Source organism: Arthrobacter sp. K41, from assembly GCF_059089645.1.
This window is the reverse complement of sequence record NZ_JBNHEW010000002.1, coordinates 110,819-136,746: the sequence shown is the minus strand read 5'-3', so window position 1 is coordinate 136,746 and position 25,928 is coordinate 110,819. Positions and strand designations below refer to the sequence as shown.

Here is a 25,928-nt window from a genome sequence, read left to right as displayed (position 1 = left end):
TTCAGTGGTTGCTTTCCAGCCTGCACAGAGCTGCCGTCGAAACCTCCACGGATTGTGGCCAAGGAGCGCCGGGGGGGCGCCAAGGCGGCCCCGGACCTCCCTTCGCTCAGATTGCGGGCACCGTGTCCAGGTTGAAGTAGGAGCGGGCATCCGGCGGTCGAATGTCTGCCACTGCGTCGTGAAAAATGCGCATCGGATGCGGCGTGTAGGGGTGCTCGGCGATCGCGTCGTAGTCGAGTTCGATGCCCAGCCCCACGCCGTCGGGAATGAGGATGTCGCCGTCCTCGGTCAACTGGAGGCGCTCGTTGGAGATCTCGCTCCGCCACGGCACGTCCGAGGCCATGATTTCCAGGTACCGGAAGTTGGGCAGCATCGCTCCGAGCTGGAGCGTTGCCGCGGTACTGAGGGGTCCGCTCGGGTTGTGTGGGGCGAATGGGATGTAGTGTGCCGCGGCGAGCGTGGAGATGAACGACAGTTCCAGCAGGCCGCCGGCGTGCGTGACGTCCGGCTGGATGTAGTCAACGGCGTTCCGTGCCAGGACCGGGACGAAGGTGTTACGCCCGAACCAGCGCTCCCCCGCTGCGATCGGTACCGGCGATTTGGAGCGCACCTCGATGAGGGCATCGATTCCGTCCGGCGGGCAGGGTTCTTCGAAGAACACGGGCTGGAACTGCTCGATTTCACGGGCCACCCGGATGGCTGTGGGGACATCGAAGCGGCCGTGTCCTTCGATGAACAGCTCGATATCGTCGCCTACTGCTTCGCGGACGGCAGCGACGGGCTCGAGCATGCGCCGCAGGTCCCTCGGCTCAAGTGTGAGGTCGGCTGCTTCAAACGGGTCCCATTTGAGCCCGCGGAAGCCCTGGGCGACTGTCCGGACGGCGGCGTCCGCGAAGTCCTCGGGTGTATTGGCGCCCGAGAACCAGCCATTTGCGTAGGCGCGGACTCTGTCGCGGACCTGGCCGCCGAGCATGCGGTGGACCGGGACGCCGAGAGCCCGCGCCGAAACGTCCCACATGGCCATTTCCAGGGCACTGAGCGCGGTCGTGGTCACGGGCCCGCCCCGCCAGTAGGCGTCGCGGTTAAGTTCGTAGATGTTCCGGGCGATCCGTGTGGGATCCTTGCCGCGAACAGCGCCGGCAAGGATTTCGACGGCGCCGCGGACCGCGTGCTCCTGGCCTTCGAGGGTTGCCTCAGCGACGCCGGTGATGCCGGCATCCGTGCTGAGCCGGACGAAAATGAGGTTTGTCCGGTAGAAATCGACGACGACGGTGTCCAGGTTGGTGATTTTCATCGCTGCGGCTTCATTTCTCTTCAGCGACTGCGGGGGGAGCCGTGGAGTCGCGGACAATGAGGTGGGTAGCAAGTTCCACCCGATGGGAATCGGGGAATTCGCCATCGGCCTGGCGCAGGACTGACCGCAGCGCCGCGCGCCCCATTTCCTCCAGGGGCTGGGCCACGGAACTGAGCGAGGGGACGGATTCGGCGCCCTGCTTGGTTCCGTCAAAGCCGATCAGGCTGATGTCCTCCGGAATCCTGACGCCATGGCGGCCCGCTTCGCTGAGCACTCCCAATGCGATGGTGTCGCTCCCGGCAAAAATCGCCGTGGGAAGCGGGTCGAGCTTGAGCAGCTCCTGGAACCCGGCAATACCGCTCTCCCGCCGGAACCTGCCTCCTGAAACGATGAACCGGGGTTCCACCGCGACGCCGCGGGCCATCAGGGCCGCCATGTACCCATGGAGCCGCGCCTGGTTGCACTCCGCGTTCTCGATTCCGCCGATGTACGCGATCCGGCGGTGCCCCAGGTCCAGCAGGTGTTCGGTGGCGGCCTTACCGCCGGCCCAGTTCGTGGCCCCTACGCTGACCACATCCGCGGACGGCGGGTTGAGTGGATCGATGACGACGACGGGGATTTTTCGGCGCCGGAAGGCCTGCAGCTGTGCTTCGCTGAACGCGGAAGTCACCACGATCATCCCCGCCCGCCCCTCGTCCAGCATGCGCTGTGCGCGCCGCTCGGGGCTGGGAAGGCTGGAGGGTCCAGGGCCAGTGACGCTGACCAGGATCTCCACGTCGGCAGCGGCAGCGAACTGAAGTATTCCGTTGAGGACCTCGATCATGTAGGCGGAATCGAGTACATCGATCACCACTTCGACAACAGTCCCGGCCTCCGCAGCGGAGCGCCGCAGCTGGGGCGACTGGTATCCGGACTGCTCCAGCACTGCGAGGATCCGGGCCCGGGTTTCCGGGGCAACATCTTCACGGCCGTTCACCACTTTGGACACTGTGGGAGCCGAGACGCCGGCCTGCCGCGCCACGGAGGCGAGCGTGGGCTTGGTCCGCGGAGGCGTTTTCGTTGTCATGGCGATCGCAATCTTTCGAATGTTTCGGAAATCTCATTCTGTCGGCACCCCCATCCAACGTCAAGGAAAGGTTTTGAAGCGCGAAGGTTGACAAAAAATTGTGCAAGGTACCTCTTGACCGCACAGGATTAAGCCGCTTTAGTTTAGAAAGTGATCTAAACCACAAGTTCGAAACATTTCGAAACGTGGAGCGGAGCAGTGGCTCCGATACTTGCAAAGAAGCAAATTTCCAGATGGAGAAGCAATGAAGCAGCCCCAGACCTCCCGCCGTTCTTTCCTCGCCCTTGCTGCCCTGACCCCCTTCGCGGCCATGACGGCCACTGCCTGCGGGACGTCGGGACCAGGTACCTCCAGCGGAGGCGGGGGCGCCAGCATGTGGTACCTGTCGGGTGAACCGAACCAGACCACCATGCAGAAAGCTGTCGACGCCTTCGGTTCGGCGAACCCGGACAACAAGATCGCAGTCACGTATTTCCAGAACGACGCCTACAAAACAAAGATCAAAACCGCCATCGGCGCCGGCCAGGCACCCACCATCATCTACGGCTGGGGCGGCGGCACCTTGAAGACGTATGCAGAGGCAAACCAGGTGGAGGATCTGACCAGCTGGTTTGAAGAGAATCCGGAACTGAAGGACAAGTTCTTCCCGTCGGTATTCGGTGCAGCCACGGTCAATGACAAGATCTATGCCCTGCCCAACCAGTACGTCGCCCCGATTGTCCTGTTTTACAACAAGGAACTGTTCGAGAAGGCAGGCGCCCAGCCGCCGAAGACCTGGGACGACGTTATGTCGCTGGTGAAGACGTTCAACGACATGGGCGTGGCACCCTTCGCCCTCGGTGGACAGTCCCGCTGGACCTCCATGATGTGGCTGGAATACCTGCTCGACCGGATCGGCGGATCCGAGGTGTTCACGGCCATCTTCGAAGGCAAACCCAATGCGTGGATGGACCCGGCAGTCATCGAGACCGGCACAAAGATCCAGGAGCTCGTCTCCGCAGAGGGCTTCATCAAGGGTTTCTCCTCCATTGCCGCGGACTCCAACGCGGACCAGGCGCTCCTGTTCACGGGCAAGGCAGCCATGATGCTGCATGGTTCCTGGACTTACGGCGCCATGAAGAAGGGCGGCCAGAACTTCGTCCAGGACGGCAAACTCGGCTTCATCCAGTTCCCCACCGTTGCCGGCGGCAAGGGCGACCCCAAGAACGGCGTGGGAAACCCCGCCCAGTACATGTCGATCTCCTCAAAAGCCACGGACCAGGAAAAGGAGACCGCTAAGAAGTTCTTCAAGGACGGCATCCTGACCGAAACGGTGATTGACACCTATATCAATTCCGGGTCGGTTCCCATCGTCAACGGCATCGAGGACAAGCTCGACGCCTCTCCTGACAAGGACTTCCTGAACTTCGTCTACGACCTGGCCAAGAACGCCCCGAACTTCCAGCAGTCCTGGGACCAGGCGCTGAGCCCCACCGCCGCCGAAGCACTGTTGAACAACATCGACCAGCTGTTCCTGAAGTCGATCACGCCGCAGCAGTTCGCCGAGAACATGAATGCCACCCTCGGAAAATGAGTAACGCCGTCTCCACCGCTCCCAAGACTGCCGCCCGCGGCAAGGTCGAAGGCGGGCAAAGCGGGCAGCGGAATGCCGCACTCGCGTGGCTGACTCTGCCGGCTCTGGTCTTCTTCCTCGTCTTCGCTGTTGTGCCCCTGGCGGGTGTCCTCATCCTCAGCTTCTCCAGCTGGGACGGCATCGGCGCCATCGGGGCAGCGGGCACTGACAACTGGTTCTCCGTGCTCGCCGACCCGGGCCTGTACAACGCTCTGGGACTGACCTTCCTGATCATGATCGCCTCCTGGCTCGTCCAGACTCCGATCAGCCTCCTCCTCGGAGTCTTCACGGCGGGAAGCCAGCGCTACCGGGCCGCCCTCGCGGTGCTGTACTTCCTGCCTCTGCTGCTCTCCTCGGCAGCAGTCGCCATCGCCTTCAAGGCCCTGCTGGACCCCAACTTCGGGCTGGCCACCGGGCTGGGACTGCCTTTCCTTGCCCAGGACTGGCTCGGTGTACCGCATCTGGCCCTCGGTTTGGTCATCTTCGTCATTGCCTGGCAGTTCGTGCCGTTCCATACGCTCATTTACCAGGGCGGCGTTCGCCAGATCCCCAAATCGCTCTATGAAGCGGCAGAGATCGACGGAGCAGGAACCATCAAGCAGTTCTTCCACATCACGCTCCCCCAGCTGAAGTACACCATCATCACGTCCTCCACCCTGATGGTGGTTGGATCGCTGACGTACTTCGACCTGATCTTCGTCCTGACCGGCGGCGGTCCGGGAAACTCCACCCGGATCCTGGCCCTTGACATGTATCTGCGGGGGTTCCGGGCCAACCTGATGGGTCCGGCAAGCGTGATCGCCGTCATTCTCGTACTCATCGGCCTTGCTCTTGCCTTGCTCCTCCAGCGCCTTGGAGGCAAGGACAAGCAGGGCAGCCAATTGGAAGGTATGTAGGGTGAGCACCGTCCTGAAAAGCAGCACGGAGGAAACTCCCGCCGGCTCCCCGGCCAACCCCGCCCCCGCCAAGCGCGGCTTCGGTTCCCGGATGAGGCGGCTGAACATCCCCGCAGGCCTGGGCGGCTGGATCTGGCTCGCCGTTATCATCATTCCGGTCTACTACGTGGTCATTACCAGCCTGAAGACGCAGGAAGGCTACTTCGGCCAGAATCCGCTGGCGCTTCCCACCTCACCCACGCTGGAAAACTATCAACTGGTCCTTGAGGCCGACTTCACGAAGTACTTCATGAACAGCACTATCGTCACCCTCGGTGCTGTCATCCCCACGGTACTGGTTTCCTTCATGGCCGCATTCGCCATTGTCCGGGGCCAGGGCAGGTTCCTCAAGCTGGTCAACGGCATGTTCCTGATGGGGCTGGCGATCCCGCTCCAGGCGACGATCATCCCGATCTACCTGATGATCATCCGCCTCAACCTGTATGACAGCCTGCTGGCGCTCATGCTGCCGTCCATTGCCTTTGCCATCCCGCTGACCGTACTGATCCTGTCCAACTTCATCCGGGACGTTCCAAACGAGTTGTTTGAGTCGATGCGGCTGGACGGCTGCAGCGAGTGGCAAACAATGTGGCGGCTTGCCTTGCCGCTGACCCGCCCCGCGATCGTGACCGTTGCCATCTATAACGGCCTGCACGTCTGGAACGGGTTCCTGCTTCCGCTGGTCCTCACCCAGAGCCCCGGCCTGCGCGTACTGCCCCTGGCTCTGTGGACCTTCCAGGGCGAATACAGCGTCAACATCCCTGCCGTTCTCGCCTCGGTGGTGCTCAGCACCCTGCCGATCCTCGTGCTCTACGTCATCGGCCGACGCCAGTTGCTTGCCGGCCTCACCGCGGGCTTCAGCAAGTAACGCCAGGATCTCCACGAAAGGAAACTCGCATGACCACCGCAAAACCCCTGCGGGTCGGCATGGTCGGCTACGCATTTATGGGCGCCGCCCACTCCCACGCCTGGCGCACCGCACCACGGTTCTTCGACCTGCCGCTGCAACCCCTGCTCACCGCCGTCGCCGGGCGGAACGCCGACGGCGTGCAGGCCGCAGCAGCCAAATTTGGCTGGGATTCGACAGAGACCGACTGGCGCCGGCTGATTGAGCGCGACGACATCGACCTGATCGACATTTGCACCCCCGGCGACACCCACGCCGACATCGCGATCGCCGCCCTTGAGGCCGGAAAGCATGTGCTGTGCGAAAAACCCCTCGCGAACTCCGTGGAGGAAGCGGAACGGATGACCCTCGCCGCGGATACCGCCGCCAAGCAGGGCGTCTTCTCGATGTGCGGCTTCAGTTACCGCCGGACTCCGGCCCTCGCCCTGGCCAAGCGGTTCGTGGAACAGGGCAGGCTGGGCAACCTCCGGCACGTCCGGGCACAGTATCTGCAGGACTGGCTCTCCGACGAGAACGCCCCCATGACCTGGCGGCTGGACAAGGACAAGTCCGGGTCCGGCTCCCTTGGCGACATCGGGGCGCACAGCATCGACGCCGCCCAGTGGGTCACCGGGCAGAGCATCACCGGCGTCTCCGCACTGCTCGAAACCTTTGTCCCGGAACGCCCGCTGGCCGGTGACATGATCGGCCTCGGTGGACACGGTGACCTCAGCAGCGACGCACCCCGCGGTACGGTCACAGTTGACGACGCGGCGATCTTCAGCGCAAAGTTCGACGGCGGCGGTACCTCCAGCGGCGCCGTCGGAGTCTTCGAGGCCACCCGCTACGCGCTGGGCCGGAAAAACGCCATGCGCCTGGAAATCAACGGCACCAAAGGCTCCCTCGCCTTCGACTTCGAAGACATGAACGTCCTGTCCTTCTACGACGCAGCCGAGTCCCCCGACGCCGGCTTCCGCCGGATCTTTGTCACCGAGCCGGAGCACCCTTACGTCGGCAACTGGTGGCCAACCGGCCACGGCCTTGGCTACGAGCACGGCTTCACGCACCAGGTAGTGGACCTCGTGACCGCGATCGGCGAAGGCCGCCAGCCCGAACCATCCTTCGCGGACGCACTGCAGGTCCAGCGGGTACTGGCCGCCGTGGAGTCCAGTGCCTCGAACTCCAGCCAATGGCAAAAGGTCTAGGAACATGCGGACAGGACAAGGAACCCCAATGACACGACCCATCACCCTCTTTACCGGCCAGTGGGCTGACCTTCCCTTTGAGGAGGTGGCCCGGCTCGCCGGAGAGTGGGGCTTCGACGGGCTGGAGATCGCCTGCTGGGGCGACCACCTGGACCCGCGCCGCGCCGCGGAGGACGATAACTACCTCCAGGGCCGGCTGGACATCCTGGAAAAGAACCACCTCCAGGTCTTCGCGATCGCCAACCACCTCACCGGGCAGGCTGTGTGCGATGACCCCATCGACGAACGCCACCAGGGCATCCTGTCAGCGGAAATCTGGGGCGACGGTGAAGCAGAAGGAGTGCGCCGCCGGGCCGCCGAATCGATGAAGGACACCGCGCGGGCTGCGGCCCGCCTCGGGGTGAAGACCGTGACAGGTTTTACCGGCTCTTCCATCTGGAAGGCGGTCGCCATGTTCCCGCCCGCCCCCGAGTCAATGATCGACGCCGGCTACCAGGACTTCGCCGACCGCTGGAACCCGATTCTGGACGTCTTTGAGCAGGAAGGCGTCCGTTTCGCCCTGGAGGTCCACCCATCCGAAATCGCCTACGACTACTGGACTGCCAAGCGCACCCTGGAGGCCATCGGGCACCGAAAGAGTTTCGGCCTGAACTTCGACCCGTCCCACTTCATTTGGCAGGACCTGGACCCGGTGATGTTCCTGCAGGACTTCGCGGAGCACATCCTCCACGTCCACGTAAAGGAATCCGTCCGGCAGCTTGACGGCCGCAACGGACGCCTGGGTTCCCACCTTGCCTGGGCAGATCCCCGCCGCGGCTGGGACTTCGTCACCGCAGGACACGGCGACGTGCAGTGGAACCGGATCTTCCGGACCCTGAACGCCATCGGCTACAGCGGCCCCATCAGCATCGAGTGGGAGGACGCCGGAATGGACCGCCTCATTGGCGCACCGCAGGCTCTGGCGATGGTGCAGGAACTTGCCCGGATCGCCCCGCCCGCAGCCGCCTTCGATGCGGCCTTCGCCAACCACTGACCCAGATTTTCCGGCCCCTACCGGCCGGCAGCCAAACAAAAGGAAAGCTCACATGACAGAACGCAAGAACGCCCTGGTGGTCCGCGGCGGCTGGGACGGGCACCAACCGTACGAGGCCACCGAACTCTTCATCCCCTACCTCAAGGACAACGGCTACGACGTCCGCGTGGAGGAGTCCCCCAAGGTGTACGCCGACGCCGAATACATGGCAGGGGTGGACCTGATCATGCAGTGCATGACCATGACCACCATTGAAAAGGACGAATTCGCCGGGCTGCGCACCGCAGTTGAAAACGGTACCGGCCTGGCGGGCTGGCACGGGGGCATCGCCGATTCCTATCGGAACAACTCTGACTACCTGCACCTGATCGGGGGCCAGTTCGCCTGCCACCCGGGCAAGCACCCGGACGAGTGCACCGGCGAACAGTCGGATAACTACGTGCCTTACACGGTGAACATGCTGCCTGCCGCGGCCGGGCATCCCATCACCAAGGGCCTCTCCGACTTTGACCTCGTGACCGAGCAGTACTGGGTGCTTTCTGACGACTACATCGACGTGCTGGCCACCACCACCCAGAAGGTCCGCGAGTGGGACCCGTGGAACCGCGAAGTCACCTCTCCCGCCATTTGGACCCGTCAGTGGGGCAAAGGCCGCATCTTCGTTGCGACCCCCGGCCACCGGGTGGAAATCCTCCAGGACGGGAGCGTCCGCACCATCATTGAAAGGGGCCTGCTGTGGGCAAGCCGTTGAAAGTAGGCATCGTTGGCTGCGGAGCCATCATTGCGCAGTACCTCACCAATTTCCGCAAGCTCAATGACATCGAACTGGTGGCCGTGGCGGACCTCGATCCGGCGCGTGCCCAGGCCGTCGCCGAGCAGTACGAGGGCGTCCGCGCCGTCAGTGTAGAAGAGCTCCTCACCGCCGACGACGTCGAACTGGTCCTGAACCTCACTATCCCGGCCGCACACGCCGAAGTGGCGCTTAAGGCAATCGCCGCGGGCAAAAGCGTCTACGGCGAGAAGCCCCTTGCCGCCACAACTGCCGAGGCACGCCAGGTGCTGGAGGCAGCACGGGAGGCAGGAGTCGCCGTCGGCTGCGCGCCCGACACTGTCCTGGGCACCGGCATTCAAACCGCCCGCAAAGCCATTGACGACGGACTGATCGGGGCACCAATTTCCGCCTCCGCCACCATGGTGACGCCCGGACACGAGCGCTGGCACCCGAATCCGGACTTCTACTACCAGCCCGGCGGGGGCCCGCTCCTGGACATGGGCCCTTACTACGTCACCGCACTCGTTACCCTGCTGGGCCCGGTGGTCTCGGTCATCGGCGCCGCAAGCCACACCCGCAGCGAACGCACCATCGGCTCCGGACCCCGGCAGGGCGAGAAGGTCCCCGTAGACATCGATTCCCACGTCACCGGCGTCCTGACCCACTCCTCCGGCGCGCTCTCCACCCTCTTCATGAGCTTCGACGCCGTCAAGTCCAAGTCCCCCAACATCGAGATCCACGGCGAACGCGGGTCACTGGTGGTGCCGGACCCCAACCACTTCGACGGCGAGGTCCAGCTGTTCTCCCTGGGTGCGGACGACTGGGAGACCCTTCCCGTGTCGGCCGGTTATGTCGACGCCGGCCGCGGTTTCGGCATCGCCGACCTTGCCTCCACCGCTCCGGGCGCCGAGCCGCGCCCGGGCGGCACTCTGGCCTACCACGCGCTTGAGGTCATGGAATCAGTCCTCGAATCGGCACGCACAGGCGCTGCGGTGGCAATCAGCAGCACAGCAGAGCGGCCGGAGAGCGTGGAGCTGACCGTCCTGACCGGCAACCTGGACGAGCTCCAGGCCCAGGAAGCCGCGTCCTAGGCGCCGCTGCATAAGGCGTTTCCCTCTTCAGACATCGGAGCATCTATGGCCTACACAGCCGCCAATTGGCCCATCGCTGCGGCGATGCTGCCATTCCCGGGCACCACCGGCCAAGGAACACACATCAATGACGCCGATCCGTCCGCCTGGGCCGAGGCACTTACCGAGGTCAGGGACGCCGGTTTCGCGAACGCGGACCTGACGGACAGCTGGGTCCGTCCCGGTGACCTCAGCAAGTACCGCCTCGCCGAATTCAAGCAGACCGCGGAGGACGTTGGAATTGGCCTTCCGGCCATCTCCGCCATTCGCCGCAGCGTAATAGATGAAGCCAACTGGGAAGCCAACCTGGCCTACAGCCACCGCACCATTGACGCGGCTGCAGAGCTCGGCTGCGAGGTCGTCTCCGTCGGCCTGCACCAGGCCATCACGCCCGAGCAGCAAAAACAGCTGTGGTTCTGGACTGTCGAGGGCCACAAGGACCCGGCGGCTGACAAGGAAACGTGGGGCAACGCCGTGGCCCGCCTGCGTGAACTCGGCACGCATGCCGCAGAGGTGGGGGTCCTGCTCTCGCTCGAAATGTACGAGGACACCTACCTCGGCACCGCCGACTCCTCGGTGAGGCTGGTCCAGGACATCGGACTGTCGAACGTGGGACTCAACCCGGATCTCGGGAACCTGATCCGGCTCCACCGGCCAGTCGAGGACTGGCGTGAGCTCGTAGCCAGGACCCTGCCCTTCTCCAACTACTGGCACATGAAGAACTACTACCGCGACGAGGACGTGGCCCGGGATATGTATGCCACTATGCCGGCTCCGATGCAAAGCGGCCTCATCAATTACCGGGAGGCGTTCAAAGTGGCCCTGTCAGTGGGCTTCCAGGGCATTCTCTGCACCGAGCACTACGGCGGAGACGGCCTGAGCGTTGCAGCCGGCAACCAGGATTACCTTCGCCGGCACGTCCTTCCCAAGAGGGAGGGCTACGCGCTCGGCGAGAGCCAGGTTGCACAGGGGCGGCAACAGCCGACGGCGGATCTCGCCAGGGTGTAACGGCGCCAACGGCGTCAGGCAACAGGGCGCGCCCGCTGAGGGCACGACTTTTCCAGCAGCAAGGATGCATTGAGGAAACCATGACCCAGATTTTCGACAACCCGGCCGACTTCGTGGACGAGGCGCTGGACGGCTTTGTGGCCGTCAACCGCGCCCACGTTGCCCGGGTGGACGGCGGGGTGGTCCGCTCCACCGAGTTGCCTGCGGGCCAGGTGGCGGTGGTGGTGGGTGGCGGCTCCGGCCACTATCCCGCCTTCGCCGGCCTGGTGGGTCCGGGCCTGGCTGCCGGTGCCGTCTGCGGCAACATCTTCACCTCGCCGTCCGCCGGGCAGGTGTACCGGGTGGCCAAGGCCGCGAGCGCCGGCGGCGGGGTCCTGCTGAGCTACGGCAACTACGCCGGGGACGTAATCCATTTCGGCGAGGCACAGCAGCGGCTCAACGCCGAAGGCATTCAGACCCGCACTGTCCTGGCCACGGACGACATCGCGAGCGCTCCCCTCGATGAAATCGATAAGCGCCGCGGGATTGCCGGCGACCTGACGGTCTTCAAGGTCGCCGGCGCAGCGGCCGAAGCGGGACTGGAACTGGACGACGTCGAACGGCTGGCTGTCCTCGCCAACTACCGGACCCGCACCCTCGGTGTGGCCTTCGACGGCTGCACCCTTCCCGGCGCCGCCGAGCCGCTGTTCCACGTCCCAGCCGGCCAGATGTCCCTGGGCCTGGGCATCCACGGCGAGCCGGGAATTTCCGAGCATCCTCTGCCCACGGCGTCCGAACTCGCCGATCTGCTCGTCTCCCGCCTGCTGAAGGACAAGCCCGATGATGCCGGGGACCGGGTGGCGGTAATCCTCAACGGCCTGGGGAGGGTGAAGTATGAAGAACTGTTCCTGCTGTTCGGCAAGGTGGAGAAGCTCCTCACCGCAGCTGGCCTGACCATCGTGGAACCGGAATGCGGTGAGCTGGTCACCAGCCTGGACATGTCCGGGCTGTCCCTCACGCTGCTGTGGCTGGACACCGAACTGGAACGCTACTGGTGCGCCCCGGCGGATACTCCCGGATACCGCAAAGGCAGCATGGCCGGGCCTGAACGCCGGGCACGGCGGGCCCTGGATCCGGCAGAACCCGAGGGCGCGCCGCCTGCTGAAGCGGAAGAAACGACGGCGGCAGCGGCTGACCTGGGCCGGCTGGCAGCCGCGGTCCTCGCCCAGGTGCGGGGCGCCGTCGTCCATCACGAAACCGAACTGGGCAGGCTGGACGCCATAGCCGGCGACGGCGACCACGGCATCGGCATGCGGCGCGGCGCGGAAGCGGCAGCGGCAGCCGCCCGGGACGCCACGGCTGCCGACGCTTCCGTGCAGCGGGTGCTGGCCGCAGCCGGGGAAGCCTGGAGCGAACGCGCAGGCGGAACGTCCGGGGCACTCTGGGGATCCGCGCTGCAGGCAGCCGGGCGGGCGCTCGGCAACAAACACGCATACAACGGTGGGGACGCGGCGGCCGCCGTGACCGCCTTCGTGGACGCCGTCACCAGCCTGGGCAAGGCTGATATGGGCGACAAAACAATGGTGGATGCGTTGCTTCCCTTCCGGGACGCCTTCGTGGCGGCAGTGGACGACGGGGCAACGGCGACCGGGGCCATGGCCTCCGCCGTGACCGCCGCCCGCCAAGCAGCCGATGCCACCGCATCCCTGCGCCCGCGGAAGGGGAGGGCTCGGCCGCTGGCCGAAAAGAGCCTGGGCCACCCGGATCCCGGAGCGGTGTCCTTTGCCCTCATCGCGACGCGGGTTTCTGATTACTTCGATTCCTCAGGGCCCCTGCCCTATCCCAGGGTGGCTGCATTGGTGGCCGGAAATGGAGCACAGTCATGACCACGGTTACCGGAGCAGGATGGCGCATCGTCATCGGAAACGACGAGGCCGGCGTCGAATACAAGGAAGCGCTCAAGGCGCTGCTCGAAGCTGACAGCCGCGTTGTATCCGTTGTGGATGTCGGTGTTGGTGCCGGCGACACTACCGCCTACCCGCACGTCGCCGTCGACGCCGCCCGCAAAGTGGCCGAGGGCCAGGCCGACCGGGCCCTGCTGATCTGCGGCACGGGACTGGGCGTGGCCATCGCAGCCAACAAGGTCCCCGGCATCCGTGCAGTCACAGCCCACGACGCCTACTCCGTGGAGCGCTCGGTGCTGAGCAACAACGCGCAGGTCCTCGCCTTGGGCCAGCGCGTCATCGGCCTGGAACTGGCCAAGAAACTGGTGGGCGACTGGCTCGGCTACCGCTTTGACGAAAACTCAGCGTCCGCCGCGAAGGTGGACGTCATCTGCTCCTACGAGCCCGACTACACGAAGGCAGCCTCATCATGACCGGACCAGCAAGCACCTCCAACCCTGTTGACGCCAACGGCGGCAGGAAAATTGCCGTCGTCGGCTCCGGCTACATGGGCGGCGGGATCGCCCAGGTCCTCGCCCTGGGCGGAGCGCGCGTGGCTCTCGCCGACGTGTCCGCGGAGGTAGCCGAAAGCAACTATGACCGCCTCCTCGTGGAGTCCGACCAGTTCGTGGCCGACGGCCTGTTTCCCGCCGGCTCCACGGAAATCCTGAAGCAGAACCTCTGGGCCGCCAAGGACATCGAGGAAGCTGTGGCGGACGCGGACTTCATCGAGGAGGCCGTTCCCGAGGTCATCACCATCAAGCACCAGACGCTGGCCCGCATCAGCGCCGCCGCCCGGCCGGGCGCCATCATCGGCTCCAACACCTCCACCATCTCCATTGCAGAATTGTCCGGGCCGGTCTCCAACCCTGAACGGTTCCTCGGTGTCCACTTCTCCAACCCCTCGCCGTTCATCCCCGGCGTGGAAATCATTCCCCACGCCGGCACATCGGCCGCCACCGTGGGCACTGTCCGCGAACTGGTCCACGCGGCAGGCAAACAAACCGCCGTGGTGAAGGACGTCACCGGGTTCGTGCTCAACCGCCTGCAGTACGCGCTCTTCCACGAAGCCGCGCAGCTTGTTGAGCAGGGAATCGTGACGGCGGACGACGTGGACACCCTGGTCCGCACCACCTTTGGCTTCCGGCTGCCGTTTTTCGGGCCGTTCGCCATTGCGGACATGGCCGGGCTGGACGTGTACAACTTCTGCTACACGTCCCTGCAAAAGGATTTCCCCGAAAGGTTCGCCACCCCGAAGATCCTCAGCGACCTGGTGGATGCCGGAAAGCTCGGCACCAAGACGGGCGCCGGCTTCCTCAACGTTCCGGCCGACCGCACGCCCGAGCTGATCGCCTACCGCAACAAGGCCTACGTGGCCATGCAGAAACTCCTCGATGAGCTCGGCCGCGCGCCGATCAGCTAAGGACGCTTCCACCGATGCTTCCGGAGGCGGGATACCCGCCTCTGGACAGCTTCCCCGCCAAGTAGCACCATCGGAAAGGTGACCTCCAGCCCCGTCTCCGATGCGCGCCTGCGCGAGTTGAAGGACCTTCGCCGGGTCAAGGACCGGATCGACCGGGACTACGCGCAGCCGCTGGACGTCGAGTCCCTGGCCCGGGGCGTCCACATGTCCGCCGGGCACCTCAGCCGCAGGTTCCGGCTCGCCTACCAGGAATCGCCCTACAGCTACCTCATGACCCGGCGCATTGAAAGGGCCATGGCGCTGCTCCGCCGCGGCGACCTTTCCGTCACGGAGGTGTGCTTCGCCGTCGGCTGCTCCTCCCTGGGGACGTTCAGCACCCGCTTCACCGAGCTGGCGGGCATGCCGCCCAGCACCTACAAACAGGAGGCAGCGGTGTCGACGGCGGGCATTCCCGCCTGTGTGGCCAAACAGGTGACAAGACCGGTCAGGAATCGAGAAGCACCGGTTCCGGAACCGCAACTAGCATGACTGCCATGGACATCAGCATCAGCTCAAGTTTCCTCCCGCACACCGATCCTGACGCCTCCCTGGCGTTCTACCGCGACGCCCTTGGCTTCGAGGTCCGCAACGATGTTGGCCGCGGCACCATGCGCTGGATCACCGTAGGTCCCGCGGGACAGCCGGACGTCTCCATCGTCCTGTACCCGCCGGCTGTGGATCCCGGAATCACCGACGACGAACGCCGCGTCATCGCCGAGATGATGGCCAAGGGCACCTACGCCACCGTCATCCTCTCCGCCCCGGACGTCGACGCCGCCTTCGCCCACGTGGAATCGTCGGGGGCCGACGTCGTCCAGGAACCGGTGGACCAGCCGTACGGTATCCGCGACTGCGCCTTCCGGGACCCGGCAGGCAACACCGTCCGGATTAACCAGCAGCCCTGAACTGGGAGGATGTAAGCCAGCGACGCCCGGGAGGCTGCGAGCGTGGTCCCCCCGGGCAAGGAAGCCCAACAGATGGAGACCCGATGAGCACGGACACCAGCACCGCCACGAGCACCGGCCCCCGGGCCAACGGGCTGCACCCTGCCGACACTCACGACCTCATCCGCGTGCAGGGTGCTCGGGAAAACAACCTCAAGGACGTCAGCGTTGAGCTGCCGAAGCGCCGGCTCACCGTGTTTACGGGCGTGTCAGGCTCGGGCAAGAGCTCGCTGGTGTTCGCCACCATCGCCGCAGAGTCACAGCGGATGATCAACGAGACCTACAGCGCGTTCGTCCAGGGGTTCATGCCCTCGCTGGCCCGTCCCGAGGTGGACTTCCTGGAAGGGCTTACGACGGCGATCATCGTGGACCAGGAGCGCATGGGAGCCAACCCGCGCTCCACCGTGGGCACCGCCACCGACGCGAACGCCATGCTCCGCATCCTCTTCAGCCGCCTGGGCTCGCCCTACGTCGGCCCGCCCACGGCGTACTCCTTCAACGTTCCCACCCGCAAGGCCAGCGGCGTCATGTCCACGGAAAAGGGCGGGCGGGTGGAGAAGGCCGTTGTCCAGCAGGCCGTCTACCTAGGCGGGATGTGCCCGCGGTGCGAGGGCATGGGTGCCGTCAGCGACATCGACCGGACAGCGCTGTACGACGACGGCAAGTCCCTTGGCGAGGGTGCGCTGCTTGTACCGGGCTACTCCATGGACGGCTGGTACGGGCGGCTGTTCGAGGGCATGGGGCTGCCCATGGACAAGCCAATTTCGAAGTTCACCGCGAAGCAATTGGACACGATGCTGTACGCGGAGCCAACCAAGATCAAGGTGGAGGGCGTCAACCTGACCTTCGAGGGGATCATCCCGAAAATCCAGAAATCCATGCTGTCCAAGGACCCCGAGGCGATGCAGCCGCACGTGCGCAGGTTCGTGGAGCGGGCTGTGACCTTCCAGACCTGCCCCGAATGCGCAGGCACCCGGTTGACCCGGCAGGCCCTGTCCTCCCGGATCAACGGCAAGAACATCGCGGAGCTGTGCCAGATGCAGATCAGCGACCTCGCCGGGTGGGTACGGGACCTCAAGGACCCGTCCGTTGCTCCCCTGCTCAAGGGCCTCCAGCACCTGCTGGACTCGTTCTCGGACATCGGCCTCGGCTACCTCAGCCTCGACCGGCCCGCCGGCACCCTCTCCGGCGGCGAGGCCCAGCGCACCAAGATGATCCGCCACCTCGGGTCCTCCCTCACCGACGTCACCTACGTCTTTGACGAACCGACCATTGGGCTGCACCCGCACGACATCGAGCGGATGAACCAGTTGCTGCTGCAGCTGCGGGACAAGGGCAACACCGTTCTCGTGGTGGAGCACAAGCCGGAAACCATCGCCATTGCCGACCACGTCGTTGACCTCGGTCCCGGGGCGGGCAGCGCGGGTGGCACGGTCTGCTACGAAGGCAGCGTCGAAGGCCTTCGCGCCAGTGACACCATCACCGGACGCCACCTCGGCGACCGTGCAGCTCTGAAGGACTCGGTCAGGAAGGCCTCCGGCGCGCTGGAGGTCCGGGGCGCGGCCACGCACAACCTGCAGGGGGTCGACGTCGACATTCCCTTGGGTGTCCTCACGGTGGTCACCGGGGTGGCCGGCTCGGGCAAGAGCTCCCTGATCCACGGCTCGGTGGCCCAGCGCGACGGTGTGGTGGTGATCGACCAGGGCGCCATCCGTGGATCCCGCCGCAGCAACCCCGCCACCTACACCGGCCTGCTGGAGCCCATCCGCAAGGCATTCGCCAAGGCCAACGGCGTCAAGCCGGCGCTGTTCAGCTCGAACTCCGAGGGCGCCTGCCCCACCTGCAACGGTGCCGGCGTCATCTTCACGGAACTGGGCGTGATGGCCACCGTGGAGTCCCCGTGCGAGGACTGCGAGGGCCGCCGCTTCCAGGCGTCAGTGCTGGAATACACCCTTGGCGGCAAGAACATCGCCGACGTGCTGGCAATGTCCGTCACGGAGGCGGCCGCCTTCTTCGCCGACGGCGATGCCAGGACACCGGCTGCCCGGACTGTCCTGGACCGGCTTGAGGACGTGGGTTTGGGCTACCTGAGCCTGGGCCAGCCACTGACCACGCTTTCGGGCGGCGAGCGCCAACGCCTCAAGCTCGCCACCCAGATGGCCGAGAAGGGCGACGTGTACGTCCTCGATGAGCCCACCACCGGCCTGCACCTGGCGGACGTGGAGAACCTGCTGGGCCTGCTGGACCGGCTGGTGGACTCGGGCAAGTCAGTGATCGTCATCGAGCACCACCAGGCGGTGATGGCGCACGCCGACTGGGTCATCGACCTGGGTCCGGGAGCAGGGCACGACGGCGGGCGGATCGTTTTCGAGGGCACACCGGCTGATCTTGTGGCCGGCGCCTCAACCCTCACCGGCAAGCACCTTGGTGCCTACGTCAGTGCCTGAGCCTGCCTGCCCTACGGTGGGGGTATGAGCGACAGCTACCGCTACGACGTCGAGATCCTGCACCTGCTCGTATCCCCGGCGCACGCCTACTTTGGCCGGGCACGGGACGGTGCTGCTGATGTGCCCACTTCCGATGCCGAAACGGCGGAAGTGGTGGCGGGCAAGGGCATTGCGGGCGACCGCTTCTTCGGCAAAGCCGCCCACATGGACGCTGCGGTGACCCTGTTCGCCGTCGAGGCTTTAGAGGCGATGGCTGCGGAACTGGGTGCCGGACCGTTTGATCCGTTGGCGACCCGGCGGAATGTCATCCTTCGGGGAGCACACCTGGCTCCGCTGCTGGGCCAGGACTTCGTGCTGGAATCCGGCGGCTCGCGGGTGGAGTTCCACGGCGGGCGCCCCGCACACCCATGTGCGTGGATGAACGAGGTGCTCGCCCCGGGAGGCCACGCCGCGATGCGGGGCAGGGGCGGAATCCGCTGCCGGGCAGTCTCCGGCGGCATCCTTCACCGCGGCCCGGCAGTGCTGGTCAGTCCCGTTGCACTGGATCCCGCGCAGGCGGGCGTGCCAACCCTGCTAAGGCCGGGCAGGCTGCCGTAAGCGGAGGTACGGTGACATGAATGGCTTCTCAGGGCAACAAGCCGGTTGTGGGTTACGCCTTTTGCGTGCGCCTATATCCGGCCTGCGGCAAGGTCTGCTGCGTCGGCTGCGGGATCGGCGCCGGCACGTTCCGGTGCCGATACCGACGGCGCCGGCTCTTCGACGGCCGCCTGCAACGAGCGCCGAACCGCAACTCCTGCTGCAAGGATGCCCAGCAGCGCGCCTGCCCACCACCATTTCCGTGGGGCCGGGCGCGGGGCTTCCACCCGATCCAGGGTCCCTGCCGCGGCGGCTTTCGGTGCAACACGCTTCAATTGCTCCTGGACCCGTGGAGATAGTGTTTCCACACCACCGGCAACCTCGTCGGCAAGCCGGCGCAGGACCGCCTGTAGCCGTGGGGAGGCGGTTTCTTTTCCGGTATCCAGTCCGGCCACCGCTCTTTGCAGCGCGGCCTGTACGCCAGGTGTTGCCCATTCCTTACCCCGGGCAAAATGTGCCGTGAGGTTTTCGGAAAAACGGTGGACCTGCTCGGTTTCGGTGGTGGATCCTGCCGTGCGCATGGTGCCTCCTTGGTGTGATGGTGCTCATAGCCTACGGCGGGCAGCACCTCAGCAATAGGCCGCACTTTGCCGTCTGTCTACGGTTACGATCAACGAACAGGTTTTCCGGGAGGTCGACATGCGCGGAACCAGCAACGAAGACATCAAAAAGGCGTTCAATAAGAACGCCGGCATCTATGACCGCTGGATGGGCCTCTTTGAGCGCCATGTCGCCGTCGGCGCCCGCGACTGGGCCGTGTCGATGGCACGCGGGGCTGTGACGGAGATAGGTGTGGGTTCGGGGCTCAACCTGCCGCTGTACGGCCCGGACGTGGAACACGTGACCGGGATAGAACTTTCCGAGGAGATGCTCGCCATCGCCCGCAGGCGGGTAGCCGAACAACGGATCGAAAGCGTCGAGTTGCGTTACGGCGACGCACAGGCTTTGGACCTGCCGACCCAAAGCGCCGACACGGTAGTCTCCACGTTCACGTTCTGCACCATCCCGGACCCGGCGGCGGCCAGCCGCGAGGCCTACCGCGTCCTCCGGCCCGGCGGGGTATTCGTCCTGGCTGAACACGGGCGCTCCACGCACCCGGCGGCGCGGGCTGTCATGCGCGCACTTGAACCACTGTGCGTCCGCCTCAGCGCAGACCACATCACCCGCGATCCTGTGCCATACCTGACCGGCGCGGGCTTCAGCATTACCGAAGTGCACCGGGAAGGCCCGGGGGGCATCATTTTTCGGATACTTGCCCGCAAGCACGGCTCTGACGGAAACCAGTGAGAGTTTCTGGTGGCGGCCGAGGCCAGCGCGGATGACTTCGGTGCAGGCCGTTCCGCGGCGTTCCCCGGCAGCAGATCACGGCCGTTGCGGGCGGGCCAGATGAAGGTACTGTGGGCGCATGGAGATGCGCCTTGAAGTTGTGCAGGTACCTGTGTCCGATGTGGACAGGTCGAAGTCCTTTTACACGGAGAGGCTCGGGTTCGTGCTTGACCATGATGTTGAGCACATCCCGGGAATGAGGGTCGTGCAGCTGACACCGCCGGGCTCTGCCGCTTCAATCGTCATCGGAACGGGGATGACCTCCATGGCGCCCGGAAGCCTGGAAGGCCTGCAGCTCGTGGTCCCAGATATGGGCGTCGCGCGCGCTGAGCTCCTCCGGCGCGGCGCTGAGGTCAGTGACGTCCAGGATCTGGGAGGCGTGGAGTTTGCCTTCTTTGCGGACCCGGATGGCAACCGCTGGGTTCTGCAGGGTGCTACGCCGTCCAGTGTGAGGCAGTCACATCAGGATGGGCAGCCCGCGTAGCTCCGGGGCCGGCAGTGGCGCGGATCTTCATCACGGGCTCAGCGGACGGGCTGGGACGGGCTGCGGCGCAGAATGAGCTACCTCAGCAGCGGCATGCCTCACGGCGGCCGTCCCCAGCTGGGCAACAACGGGCGCGTGTCCTACTCCGACAGCAAGCTCTTCGTCACTGCCCTTGCAGCCGTGGCTACTGGTTTCACCAGCAGCGGCATAAGACGCACCCTGCCGTTTCGGACCAGCGGTTCCAGGACGAGCTCCTGAACCGCCTGGCTACCCTTACCGGCGAGCACCTGGCCCGACTCCCCCGAAGGTGCCGGCCGGCGGAAACCCCTCCCAACCAGGCGGCGCTTCAGGAATGCCTGGATCGGCGGCATCATCCTGTCAGTCCCTGCACCTAGACTTTCTGGCATGGACAACAACCAGGAAACACTTGGCAGCCCCACTCCTGAGCCGGATGCCGGCCTCAACCGGGATCCCGAAGACTGGGTAACGGGCGACGAGCCCATGACGGCAGCGCAGCGCAGCTACCTTGACACCCTTGCCCGGGAAGCAGGAGAAGAGCTCCCGGCAGACCTCAGCAAGGCGGAGGCTTCAAAGCACATCGACCGGCTGCAGCAGCGCAGCGGCAGGGTTTCAGGAAACGACTCCGGCAACACCGAAGGCTGAAGCGCCGCCACGGGCAGTGAGCGGCGCTGAACCGAAACAGGGGTAGGTGCGTTACCAGGCCTGGTGCTCGCGTGTCAGCCCGAAGGGCACGGTTTCACTCAGATCCACGGTGAACTTGTCCATGCTGTGCCGCGTGACCAGGATGCCGTGGCGCTTTTCCGCGAGCGCATGGGCCTTTGCGGCGGTGACGGCGGCATCGATAGCGCTGTCCATGCTGTGGCGGTCGGCGACGGTCAACGTCAAGGGAAAGTTAGCAGCGGTCATGGTAAAGCCTCGAGAATTTCAGTTCAGGTGGTGGGTAGGCGGCCTTAATTTTCCGATTGGAAAGCCCGCCGGACATCTTAGTGCCTGGATCATGGTCCCCCAACACTGAACCGCCAGCAACTTGAGAAACCTACTGGGAAGTAGCCGCAGGTCAGCGGGGAGGGCCGCCGCCGCAGCTGACCATAATTACGGGGCCTGATCCGCAACACTTAGAGTTAAGCCCAAGCGAAAGCCGTTTCCAGGCGCTGCAATGCGCTTGCACGCCCGCCCCGGCATAACCCCGCACCACACCGCAACGACACTTCGTATGCCACGACCCGACAAGGATCCCGCCATTTCCACGGACGCTATTTTCGGCAATCTCACCCGGATCCGCAACGTCATTCTTCCCGCCGCCGCCCGGACCCGCCTGAACAGCGGGCGTGGACTGCTGGCCGGGTTCATCGTGGTGCACCTGGTCTTCCTCATCTTCGCCGCCTCGCTCTCAATGCGCGGTGACGCGTTCAGCGACACGTTCATTTACCGTGAGTGGGCCGTGGCCGGCTTCGACGAAGCCATCCTCGCGGGCCGCGTCAGTCCCTGGGTCTACCCAATCCTCGCGCTGGTCCCCATCGCGCTTGCCGGCCTAGCCGGTCCCGCGCCCTTCTTCTTCCTGTGGGTCCTGATGACCACCCTGCTTAACGCCTGGGCCCTCCTGAAGCTCACCGAACGGGGCCGCAACCGCGCCGCCATCCCCGCCGCCTGGTGGTGGCTGGTCTTCACCTTCCTGATGGGCTGGCTCGGGTTCGCGCGGGTGGACGGCCTCACCGCCCCGCTGGTCCTCGTAGCCCTTGCGTACGGAGTGGGCCGGCCGTTCATCGCCTCCGTCCTCCTGGCCATCGGCACCTGGGTGAAGGTCTGGCCCGCCGCCGTCATGCTGGCCCTGTTCGCGGTGGTGAAAAACCGGATGCTGGTGGTACTCGCCGGAATCGTGACGTCGGCGGGCGTGGTTGCGCTGGCCGCTGCGGTGGGCAGCCTCCCGAAACTCCTGAACTTCCTCACCCAGCAGGGCGACCGCGGCATGCAGCTCGAAGCCACCTTCACCACCCCCTGGCTTTGGCTGTCCGTCCTGAACATCGGCGATTCCCGGATGTACATGAACACGGAGATCAACTCGATGCAGGTGGACGGCCCCGGCACGGCCGTGATGTCCGTGCTGATGCAGCCCCTCCTGATCCTGGCTGCCCTGCTCGTGGCCGGCCTGACGTTCTGGGCACTGCACAACGGAAAAATCAGCGGCGGCGTGGACCGCACCGAGCTGCTCCTGGCAGGCGCCCTGACCCTGGCAACCGCGTTTGTGGTGTTCAACAAGGTGGGCTCACCACAGTTCATGGTGTGGCTGGCCCCGGCCGTCGCCGTCGGACTGGCCCACAGCTGGCGTGAGTGGCGGGTCCCGGCCGCCATGCTGATCGTGATCGCAGTGGCCACGTACTTCGTCTATCCGCTGTTCTACGACGCCCTCAGCCACAACAATCCCTGGATGGCGCTGGTGCTGACCATCCGCAACGTCCTCCTGGTGGTCCTGTTCCTGTGGAGTGTCCGCCGGCTCTACCTGCTGGGCAGGAAGACGGCCGCACCCGCTCCCGCGCTGAAGGAGTCCTAAGATTTCCACGAGCTTCTTCGACCGGCTGGTCAGCATCCGCACCAAAGTCCTACCGGCGAAGGTGGTGGATTGGTTCGCGCGCCCTTCCAGCGTGTGGTGGGGCTTCGCCGTCGTGCATCTCTACTTCCTGGGCTGGATGGCCTCCTTCTTCCTGCACGGCGATACCTTCAGCGATACCGAGCAGTACCGCCAATGGGCGATGGACGGCTACAACCCCCAGGACCTCGAGGGGAAAATCAGTCCGTGGGTCTATCCCGTGCTCGCCCAACTTCCCATCTTCCTTGCGAACATTGCCGGCCCAGGCCTGTACCTGCTGGTCTGGTTCCTGATCATCACTGCCCTCAACGCCGTCGGCCTGCTCTTCCTCACCCGGGGTCCGCGGAAAGCCAGCGGCGTCGCCCCTGCCTGGTGGTGGCTGTTTTTCACAGTATTCATGGGCTACCTCAGTTTCGCCCGGGTTGAAGGCATCACCGCTCCCATCGTGCTGATCGCGCTGCTGTATGCGGCGCAGCGGCCGGTGGTGGCGGGGGTCCTCCTCAGCATCGCCACCTGGATCAAGGTGTGGCCGGCCGCCGTGCTGGCCCCGATCGTGATCGCCAGCCAGAAGCGCATCCAGGTGGTCCTGTCCGGCGTTGCCGTGACGGCGGTTGTCGCGCTGGGAACGTGGCTGTCCGGCGGGCTGCCGCACATCATGGACTTCCTCACCAACCAGGGCGAGCGCGGCATGCAGCTCGAGGCAACCTTCTCCACGCCGTGGGTGTGGCTGAGCGTCTTCAACATCGCGGGCTCCAAGATGGCGGACAACACGGCCATCAACTCCACCGAGGTGTACGGTCCGGGAGCCAGCGTGGCGGCGTTCCTGATGCAGCCGCTGCTGATCCTGGCCGCGGTGGGCGCTGCAGCCCTGCTGGTGCGCGCGCTGAACCGCGGCGCGGAGCGGGAGGAACTATTCCTCGAGGGTGCCCTGATGATGACCACCGCCTTTATCGTGTTCAACAAGGTGGGTTCGCCGCAGTTCATCATCTGGCTGGCCCCGGTGATCATCGCCGGCCTCACGCACGACTGGAACCGGTGGAAGGTCCCGGCAGCACTGCTGATGGGGATCGCCATCACCACGTTCGTGATCTATCCGCTGTTCTACACGCCGCTGATCCATGCCCATCCGGTAATGGCGGCGATCCTCACCACCCGCAATGTGCTCCTGGTGGTGCTGCTCTGGTGGTCCGTGAAGCGGACGGCAGAACTGGGCCGGAAAGCCCCTGCTGCGGTACCGGCCGGCGCCTAGTCCGACAACTGCCTCAGCGGCTGCCCAGCTGCTGGCGGCCGGGTTCTTCCGCGCGAAGGCGGCGGGCTTTCCGCCGGGCGAGCACCCAGTTCCAACCCTGCTTAGCCAGGTCCACAGGCTTGCCTTCAAAGAGCAGCTTCCGTGTATGCACATCGAGGAATAAAAGGTAGAACGTAAACGCCAGTGCGGTCACGAACGCCAGGGAGGACGCATCGATGGGCAGCTCCACAAAGGACCATACCGAGAGCTGATCCTGCGCCCCGAACACCACAAAGAACGTCACGCCCACGTACAGTGACCGGATCTGCCAGTCGTCCCGGATGCCGGTGACGGCCAGGAACGGCAGGAACCACAGGATGTACCAGGGCTGGATGATGGGCGAGAGCATCACGACGGCGGTGAACGCCAGCGCCATCCGGCGCACCGCGCGGGAGTAATCGCCGCGGAACATCAGCAGCAGGACCAGTCCGATGGCGGCATATTTCATGCCGGCCCGAAGCCAGGTGGCGAGCGTCCCGCCCGGGAGTCCCAGCGCGTTGGCAAGCATCTCCACCTGCTGGCCCAGGAAGCCGGACGGCGAATAGCCTGTGTAACCGGGCGTGGGGTCCATGATGGCCCAGGTCCAGCCGATGCGGAGGTTGTACGGGATGCCGCTGAGGGCCAGCGTGGCGAAACTGATGCCCGCCGTCGCACCCCAGATCAGGAACCTGCGTGGCCAGGACGCCGAGGGGCCCGCCCACATGACACCGATGAACGGCAGCAGGAGCACGGTGATGGGTTTGATGCCGATGGACGCGGTGACCAGGAGGATCCCGAGGATGTAACGGCGGGTAGCGGCGAAATAGACGCCGGCGACGGCGAGCCCCACCATGAGGGCGTCATTGTGGGCGCTGGCGATGAAGCTGATCAGGAACAGGGGGTTGGCCACGGAGACCCAAAGCGCCCGTGCTCCGTTGATGCCGTGCAGCTCGGCCAGTTTTGGCACGTAGATGACGCAGAGCAGCACCCCGGCCCCGGCCAGGAGGCGGAAGAGCAGCACGGAGATGTCGGGCTGGGCCCCGGTTACGCCTACCACTGCCCGCGCCAGCCACAGAAAGTATGGGCCGTACGGGGTCCTGTTCTCCGCCCAGGCAGGGTCTGCGCCCAGGGAGAACCAGTTGCTGAGGGTGGAGATGCCCACCTCGTAGGGGTTCTGGCCCTCCTGGACCAGACGGCCCTGGCCGGTGTACGCATAGACGTCGCGGGAAAAGACCGGCACGCAGAAAAGCAGCGGCAGGGACCAGGCGGAGATCGCGATGACAACGGACCGAAGTGAGGATTTTCCCCAATCAGCCAGCCGCTGCCCCAAGCGCAGCCATGAACGCATCAGCACCATGGCGCCCACTGTCAGCAGCACCGTGGAAATGGCAACACCCCAGCCTTCGGTGCGGAGGGCGATGACCACTGGCTGGCGGATCATGGGCGAGCCATTGGCGATCCAGCCGGTGCCGATGGAGCCGACGAACATCATGAGGGCACCGACGAACCCCTCAACGATTGCTACATAGGCGCGGCGTTTTGCGGGTTCGGCGGCAGCGGCTACCTGCCGGCCAAGCCGGCTTTCCGACGTTCCAAGGTGTGCACCGCCTGCCGTCATGATTGTTGGTCCCCTACTTCGTTACGGCGCTGGTTGCACCAGCGAAAAGCCGCCCTGCAACCCGGCTATTTTACCAGCAGGCCTTCCTGCCACTCCCGGATGACGGACCACCGGAAGGCACGGTTTCGCAACAGGCGCCGGTGTGGATTCACGTGGGGCTGCGGGTAATGTTGGAGAATCCGCCCGCGGCAGTTCGCCCGCACCCGGCCGGCCTTTTACTCCGGCGCAAGGAAGCGCCCTTCTTCCTGACCACGCACTTTCCTGCGAAGGCGCGCA

The 25,928-nt window shown here is 65.2% G+C and carries 26 protein-coding genes; 21 read left to right on the top strand and 5 right to left on the bottom strand.

The features are described 5' to 3' along the window. Window positions 1-106 precede the first annotated feature (106 nt). The gene (locus AC5RTE_RS04920; protein WP_494040288.1) at window positions 107-1,294 is read right to left on the bottom strand and encodes a mandelate racemase/muconate lactonizing enzyme family protein; all 1,188 of its coding nucleotides are present in this window, start codon (window positions 1,292-1,294) and stop codon (window positions 107-109) included. Between the two features lie 10 nt (window positions 1,295-1,304). Continuing rightward, complete coding sequence (locus AC5RTE_RS04915) at window positions 1,305-2,360, bottom strand: LacI family DNA-binding transcriptional regulator (protein WP_494040287.1); 1,056 nt, start codon at window positions 2,358-2,360, stop codon at window positions 1,305-1,307. Window positions 2,361-2,604: 244 nt separating this feature from the next. Here AC5RTE_RS04915 and AC5RTE_RS04910 point away from each other — a divergent pair, with 244 nt between their 5' ends. The 15 genes from AC5RTE_RS04910 (at window position 2,605) to AC5RTE_RS04840 (ending at window position 18,313) form a co-directional block, all read left to right on the top strand. After that, a complete protein-coding gene (locus AC5RTE_RS04910; RefSeq protein WP_494040286.1) occupies window positions 2,605-3,933 on the top strand; it encodes an extracellular solute-binding protein in 1,329 nt (442 codons plus the stop codon). After that, the gene (locus AC5RTE_RS04905; RefSeq protein ID WP_494040285.1) at window positions 3,930-4,868 is read left to right on the top strand and encodes a carbohydrate ABC transporter permease; all 939 of its coding nucleotides are present in this window, start codon (window positions 3,930-3,932) and stop codon (window positions 4,866-4,868) included. Before AC5RTE_RS04910 ends, AC5RTE_RS04905 begins: the two co-directional genes overlap by 4 nt. 1 nt (window position 4,869) lies before the next feature. Further along, window positions 4,870-5,775, top strand: a complete 906-nt coding sequence (locus tag AC5RTE_RS04900) for a carbohydrate ABC transporter permease (protein WP_494040284.1) — start codon at window positions 4,870-4,872, stop codon at window positions 5,773-5,775. Between the two features lie 29 nt (window positions 5,776-5,804). Then, window positions 5,805-6,998, top strand: coding sequence for a Gfo/Idh/MocA family protein (locus AC5RTE_RS04895; RefSeq protein WP_494040283.1), 1,194 nt, complete (start codon window positions 5,805-5,807; stop codon window positions 6,996-6,998). A 28-nt stretch (window positions 6,999-7,026) separates the two neighbouring features. After that, window positions 7,027-8,031: a sugar phosphate isomerase/epimerase family protein gene (locus AC5RTE_RS04890; RefSeq protein ID WP_494040282.1), complete on the top strand. Its 1,005-nt coding sequence runs from the start codon at window positions 7,027-7,029 to the stop codon at window positions 8,029-8,031. 52 nt (window positions 8,032-8,083) lie between these two features. Further along, a complete protein-coding gene (locus tag AC5RTE_RS04885; RefSeq protein ID WP_494040281.1) occupies window positions 8,084-8,782 on the top strand; it encodes a ThuA domain-containing protein in 699 nt (232 codons plus the stop codon). Continuing rightward, entirely contained in the window at window positions 8,767-9,894 is a 1,128-nt protein-coding gene (locus AC5RTE_RS04880) for a Gfo/Idh/MocA family protein (RefSeq protein ID WP_494040280.1), read from the top strand. Before AC5RTE_RS04885 ends, AC5RTE_RS04880 begins: the two co-directional genes overlap by 16 nt. Window positions 9,895-9,939: 45 nt before the next feature. Continuing rightward, entirely contained in the window at window positions 9,940-10,941 is a 1,002-nt protein-coding gene (locus AC5RTE_RS04875) for a sugar phosphate isomerase/epimerase family protein (protein ID WP_494040279.1), read from the top strand. An 80-nt stretch (window positions 10,942-11,021) separates the two neighbouring features. Beyond that, a complete protein-coding gene (locus AC5RTE_RS04870) occupies window positions 11,022-12,806 on the top strand; it encodes a dihydroxyacetone kinase family protein (protein WP_494040278.1) in 1,785 nt (594 codons plus the stop codon). After that, window positions 12,803-13,297: a ribose-5-phosphate isomerase gene (locus AC5RTE_RS04865; protein WP_494040277.1), complete on the top strand. Its 495-nt coding sequence runs from the start codon at window positions 12,803-12,805 to the stop codon at window positions 13,295-13,297. Before AC5RTE_RS04870 ends, AC5RTE_RS04865 begins: the two co-directional genes overlap by 4 nt. Next, window positions 13,294-14,286: a 3-hydroxyacyl-CoA dehydrogenase family protein gene (locus AC5RTE_RS04860; protein WP_494040276.1), complete on the top strand. Its 993-nt coding sequence runs from the start codon at window positions 13,294-13,296 to the stop codon at window positions 14,284-14,286. The genes AC5RTE_RS04865 and AC5RTE_RS04860 overlap by 4 nt, the downstream gene beginning before the upstream one ends. 78 nt (window positions 14,287-14,364) lie before the next feature. Next, window positions 14,365-14,814, top strand: a complete 450-nt coding sequence (locus AC5RTE_RS04855) for a helix-turn-helix transcriptional regulator (protein ID WP_494040275.1) — start codon at window positions 14,365-14,367, stop codon at window positions 14,812-14,814. Beyond that, window positions 14,811-15,230 carry a VOC family protein gene (locus AC5RTE_RS04850; protein ID WP_494040274.1) on the top strand — a complete coding sequence of 140 codons (420 nt, stop codon included), beginning with the start codon at window positions 14,811-14,813 and terminating at the stop codon, window positions 15,228-15,230. Before AC5RTE_RS04855 ends, AC5RTE_RS04850 begins: the two co-directional genes overlap by 4 nt. Window positions 15,231-15,313: 83 nt before the next feature. Next, window positions 15,314-17,716 (top strand): ATP-binding cassette domain-containing protein, encoded by a 2,403-nt coding sequence (locus tag AC5RTE_RS04845; RefSeq protein ID WP_494040273.1) that lies wholly within the window; start codon window positions 15,314-15,316, stop codon window positions 17,714-17,716. Between the two features lie 24 nt (window positions 17,717-17,740). Then, entirely contained in the window at window positions 17,741-18,313 is a 573-nt protein-coding gene (locus AC5RTE_RS04840) for an MOSC domain-containing protein (RefSeq protein WP_494040272.1), read from the top strand. A gap of 71 nt (window positions 18,314-18,384) precedes the next feature. Here the strand turns inward: AC5RTE_RS04840 and AC5RTE_RS04835 are convergent, their stop codons facing one another. Continuing rightward, the gene (locus AC5RTE_RS04835) at window positions 18,385-18,873 is read right to left on the bottom strand and encodes a hypothetical protein (protein ID WP_494040271.1); all 489 of its coding nucleotides are present in this window, start codon (window positions 18,871-18,873) and stop codon (window positions 18,385-18,387) included. Window positions 18,874-18,991: 118 nt separating this feature from the next. Here AC5RTE_RS04835 and AC5RTE_RS04830 point away from each other — a divergent pair, with 118 nt between their 5' ends. From AC5RTE_RS04830 to AC5RTE_RS04815, 4 genes are all read left to right on the top strand, one after another. Beyond that, window positions 18,992-19,639: a class I SAM-dependent methyltransferase gene (locus AC5RTE_RS04830; RefSeq protein ID WP_494040270.1), complete on the top strand. Its 648-nt coding sequence runs from the start codon at window positions 18,992-18,994 to the stop codon at window positions 19,637-19,639. 118 nt (window positions 19,640-19,757) lie between these two features. After that, complete coding sequence (locus tag AC5RTE_RS04825; protein ID WP_494040269.1) at window positions 19,758-20,162, top strand: VOC family protein; 405 nt, start codon at window positions 19,758-19,760, stop codon at window positions 20,160-20,162. A gap of 72 nt (window positions 20,163-20,234) precedes the next feature. Continuing rightward, on the top strand, window positions 20,235-20,420 hold the full coding sequence (locus tag AC5RTE_RS04820) for a hypothetical protein (RefSeq protein ID WP_494040268.1): 186 nt from the start codon (window positions 20,235-20,237) through the stop codon (window positions 20,418-20,420). A 147-nt stretch (window positions 20,421-20,567) separates the two neighbouring features. Beyond that, window positions 20,568-20,825 carry a DUF3072 domain-containing protein gene (locus AC5RTE_RS04815; RefSeq protein ID WP_494040267.1) on the top strand — a complete coding sequence of 86 codons (258 nt, stop codon included), beginning with the start codon at window positions 20,568-20,570 and terminating at the stop codon, window positions 20,823-20,825. Between the two features lie 51 nt (window positions 20,826-20,876). Here AC5RTE_RS04815 and AC5RTE_RS04810 read toward each other — a convergent pair whose 3' ends face one another. Further along, window positions 20,877-21,089: a hypothetical protein gene (locus AC5RTE_RS04810; protein ID WP_494040266.1), complete on the bottom strand. Its 213-nt coding sequence runs from the start codon at window positions 21,087-21,089 to the stop codon at window positions 20,877-20,879. A 307-nt stretch (window positions 21,090-21,396) separates the two neighbouring features. Here AC5RTE_RS04810 and AC5RTE_RS04805 point away from each other — a divergent pair, with 307 nt between their 5' ends. Continuing rightward, entirely contained in the window at window positions 21,397-22,731 is a 1,335-nt protein-coding gene (locus AC5RTE_RS04805; RefSeq protein WP_494040265.1) for a glycosyltransferase 87 family protein, read from the top strand. Between the two features lie 61 nt (window positions 22,732-22,792). Further along, window positions 22,793-24,016, top strand: coding sequence for a glycosyltransferase 87 family protein (locus AC5RTE_RS04800; protein ID WP_494040264.1), 1,224 nt, complete (start codon window positions 22,793-22,795; stop codon window positions 24,014-24,016). A 13-nt stretch (window positions 24,017-24,029) separates the two neighbouring features. Here the strand turns inward: AC5RTE_RS04800 and mptB are convergent, their stop codons facing one another. Then, complete coding sequence (mptB, locus tag AC5RTE_RS04795) at window positions 24,030-25,652, bottom strand: polyprenol phosphomannose-dependent alpha 1,6 mannosyltransferase MptB (protein WP_494040263.1); 1,623 nt, start codon at window positions 25,650-25,652, stop codon at window positions 24,030-24,032. Window positions 25,653-25,928: the final 276 nt, after the last annotated feature.

Excerpts from the sequence above, each read along its gene's own strand:
- AC5RTE_RS04920 (WP_494040288.1), bottom strand. The coding sequence starts at position 1,294 with ATGAAAATCACCAACCTGGACACCGTCGTCGTCGATTTCTACCGGACA.
- AC5RTE_RS04915 (WP_494040287.1), bottom strand. The coding sequence starts at position 2,360 with ATGACAACGAAAACGCCTCCGCGGACCAAGCCCACGCTCGCCTCCGTG.
- AC5RTE_RS04910 (WP_494040286.1), top strand. The coding sequence starts at position 2,605 with ATGAAGCAGCCCCAGACCTCCCGCCGTTCTTTCCTCGCCCTTGCTGCC.
- AC5RTE_RS04905 (WP_494040285.1), top strand. The coding sequence starts at position 3,930 with ATGAGTAACGCCGTCTCCACCGCTCCCAAGACTGCCGCCCGCGGCAAG.
- AC5RTE_RS04895 (WP_494040283.1), top strand. The coding sequence starts at position 5,805 with ATGACCACCGCAAAACCCCTGCGGGTCGGCATGGTCGGCTACGCATTT.
- AC5RTE_RS04890 (WP_494040282.1), top strand. The coding sequence starts at position 7,027 with ATGACACGACCCATCACCCTCTTTACCGGCCAGTGGGCTGACCTTCCC.
- AC5RTE_RS04885 (WP_494040281.1), top strand. The coding sequence starts at position 8,084 with ATGACAGAACGCAAGAACGCCCTGGTGGTCCGCGGCGGCTGGGACGGG.
- AC5RTE_RS04875 (WP_494040279.1), top strand. The coding sequence starts at position 9,940 with ATGGCCTACACAGCCGCCAATTGGCCCATCGCTGCGGCGATGCTGCCA.
- AC5RTE_RS04870 (WP_494040278.1), top strand. The coding sequence starts at position 11,022 with ATGACCCAGATTTTCGACAACCCGGCCGACTTCGTGGACGAGGCGCTG.
- AC5RTE_RS04865 (WP_494040277.1), top strand. The coding sequence starts at position 12,803 with ATGACCACGGTTACCGGAGCAGGATGGCGCATCGTCATCGGAAACGAC.
- AC5RTE_RS04860 (WP_494040276.1), top strand. The coding sequence starts at position 13,294 with ATGACCGGACCAGCAAGCACCTCCAACCCTGTTGACGCCAACGGCGGC.
- AC5RTE_RS04850 (WP_494040274.1), top strand. The coding sequence starts at position 14,811 with ATGACTGCCATGGACATCAGCATCAGCTCAAGTTTCCTCCCGCACACC.
- AC5RTE_RS04845 (WP_494040273.1), top strand. The coding sequence starts at position 15,314 with ATGAGCACGGACACCAGCACCGCCACGAGCACCGGCCCCCGGGCCAAC.
- AC5RTE_RS04840 (WP_494040272.1), top strand. The coding sequence starts at position 17,741 with ATGAGCGACAGCTACCGCTACGACGTCGAGATCCTGCACCTGCTCGTA.
- AC5RTE_RS04835 (WP_494040271.1), bottom strand. The coding sequence starts at position 18,873 with ATGCGCACGGCAGGATCCACCACCGAAACCGAGCAGGTCCACCGTTTT.
- AC5RTE_RS04830 (WP_494040270.1), top strand. The coding sequence starts at position 18,992 with ATGCGCGGAACCAGCAACGAAGACATCAAAAAGGCGTTCAATAAGAAC.
- AC5RTE_RS04825 (WP_494040269.1), top strand. The coding sequence starts at position 19,758 with ATGGAGATGCGCCTTGAAGTTGTGCAGGTACCTGTGTCCGATGTGGAC.
- AC5RTE_RS04820 (WP_494040268.1), top strand. The coding sequence starts at position 20,235 with ATGAGCTACCTCAGCAGCGGCATGCCTCACGGCGGCCGTCCCCAGCTG.
- AC5RTE_RS04815 (WP_494040267.1), top strand. The coding sequence starts at position 20,568 with ATGGACAACAACCAGGAAACACTTGGCAGCCCCACTCCTGAGCCGGAT.
- AC5RTE_RS04810 (WP_494040266.1), bottom strand. The coding sequence starts at position 21,089 with ATGACCGCTGCTAACTTTCCCTTGACGTTGACCGTCGCCGACCGCCAC.
- AC5RTE_RS04805 (WP_494040265.1), top strand. The coding sequence starts at position 21,397 with ATGCCACGACCCGACAAGGATCCCGCCATTTCCACGGACGCTATTTTC.
- mptB (WP_494040263.1), bottom strand. The coding sequence starts at position 25,652 with ATGACGGCAGGCGGTGCACACCTTGGAACGTCGGAAAGCCGGCTTGGC.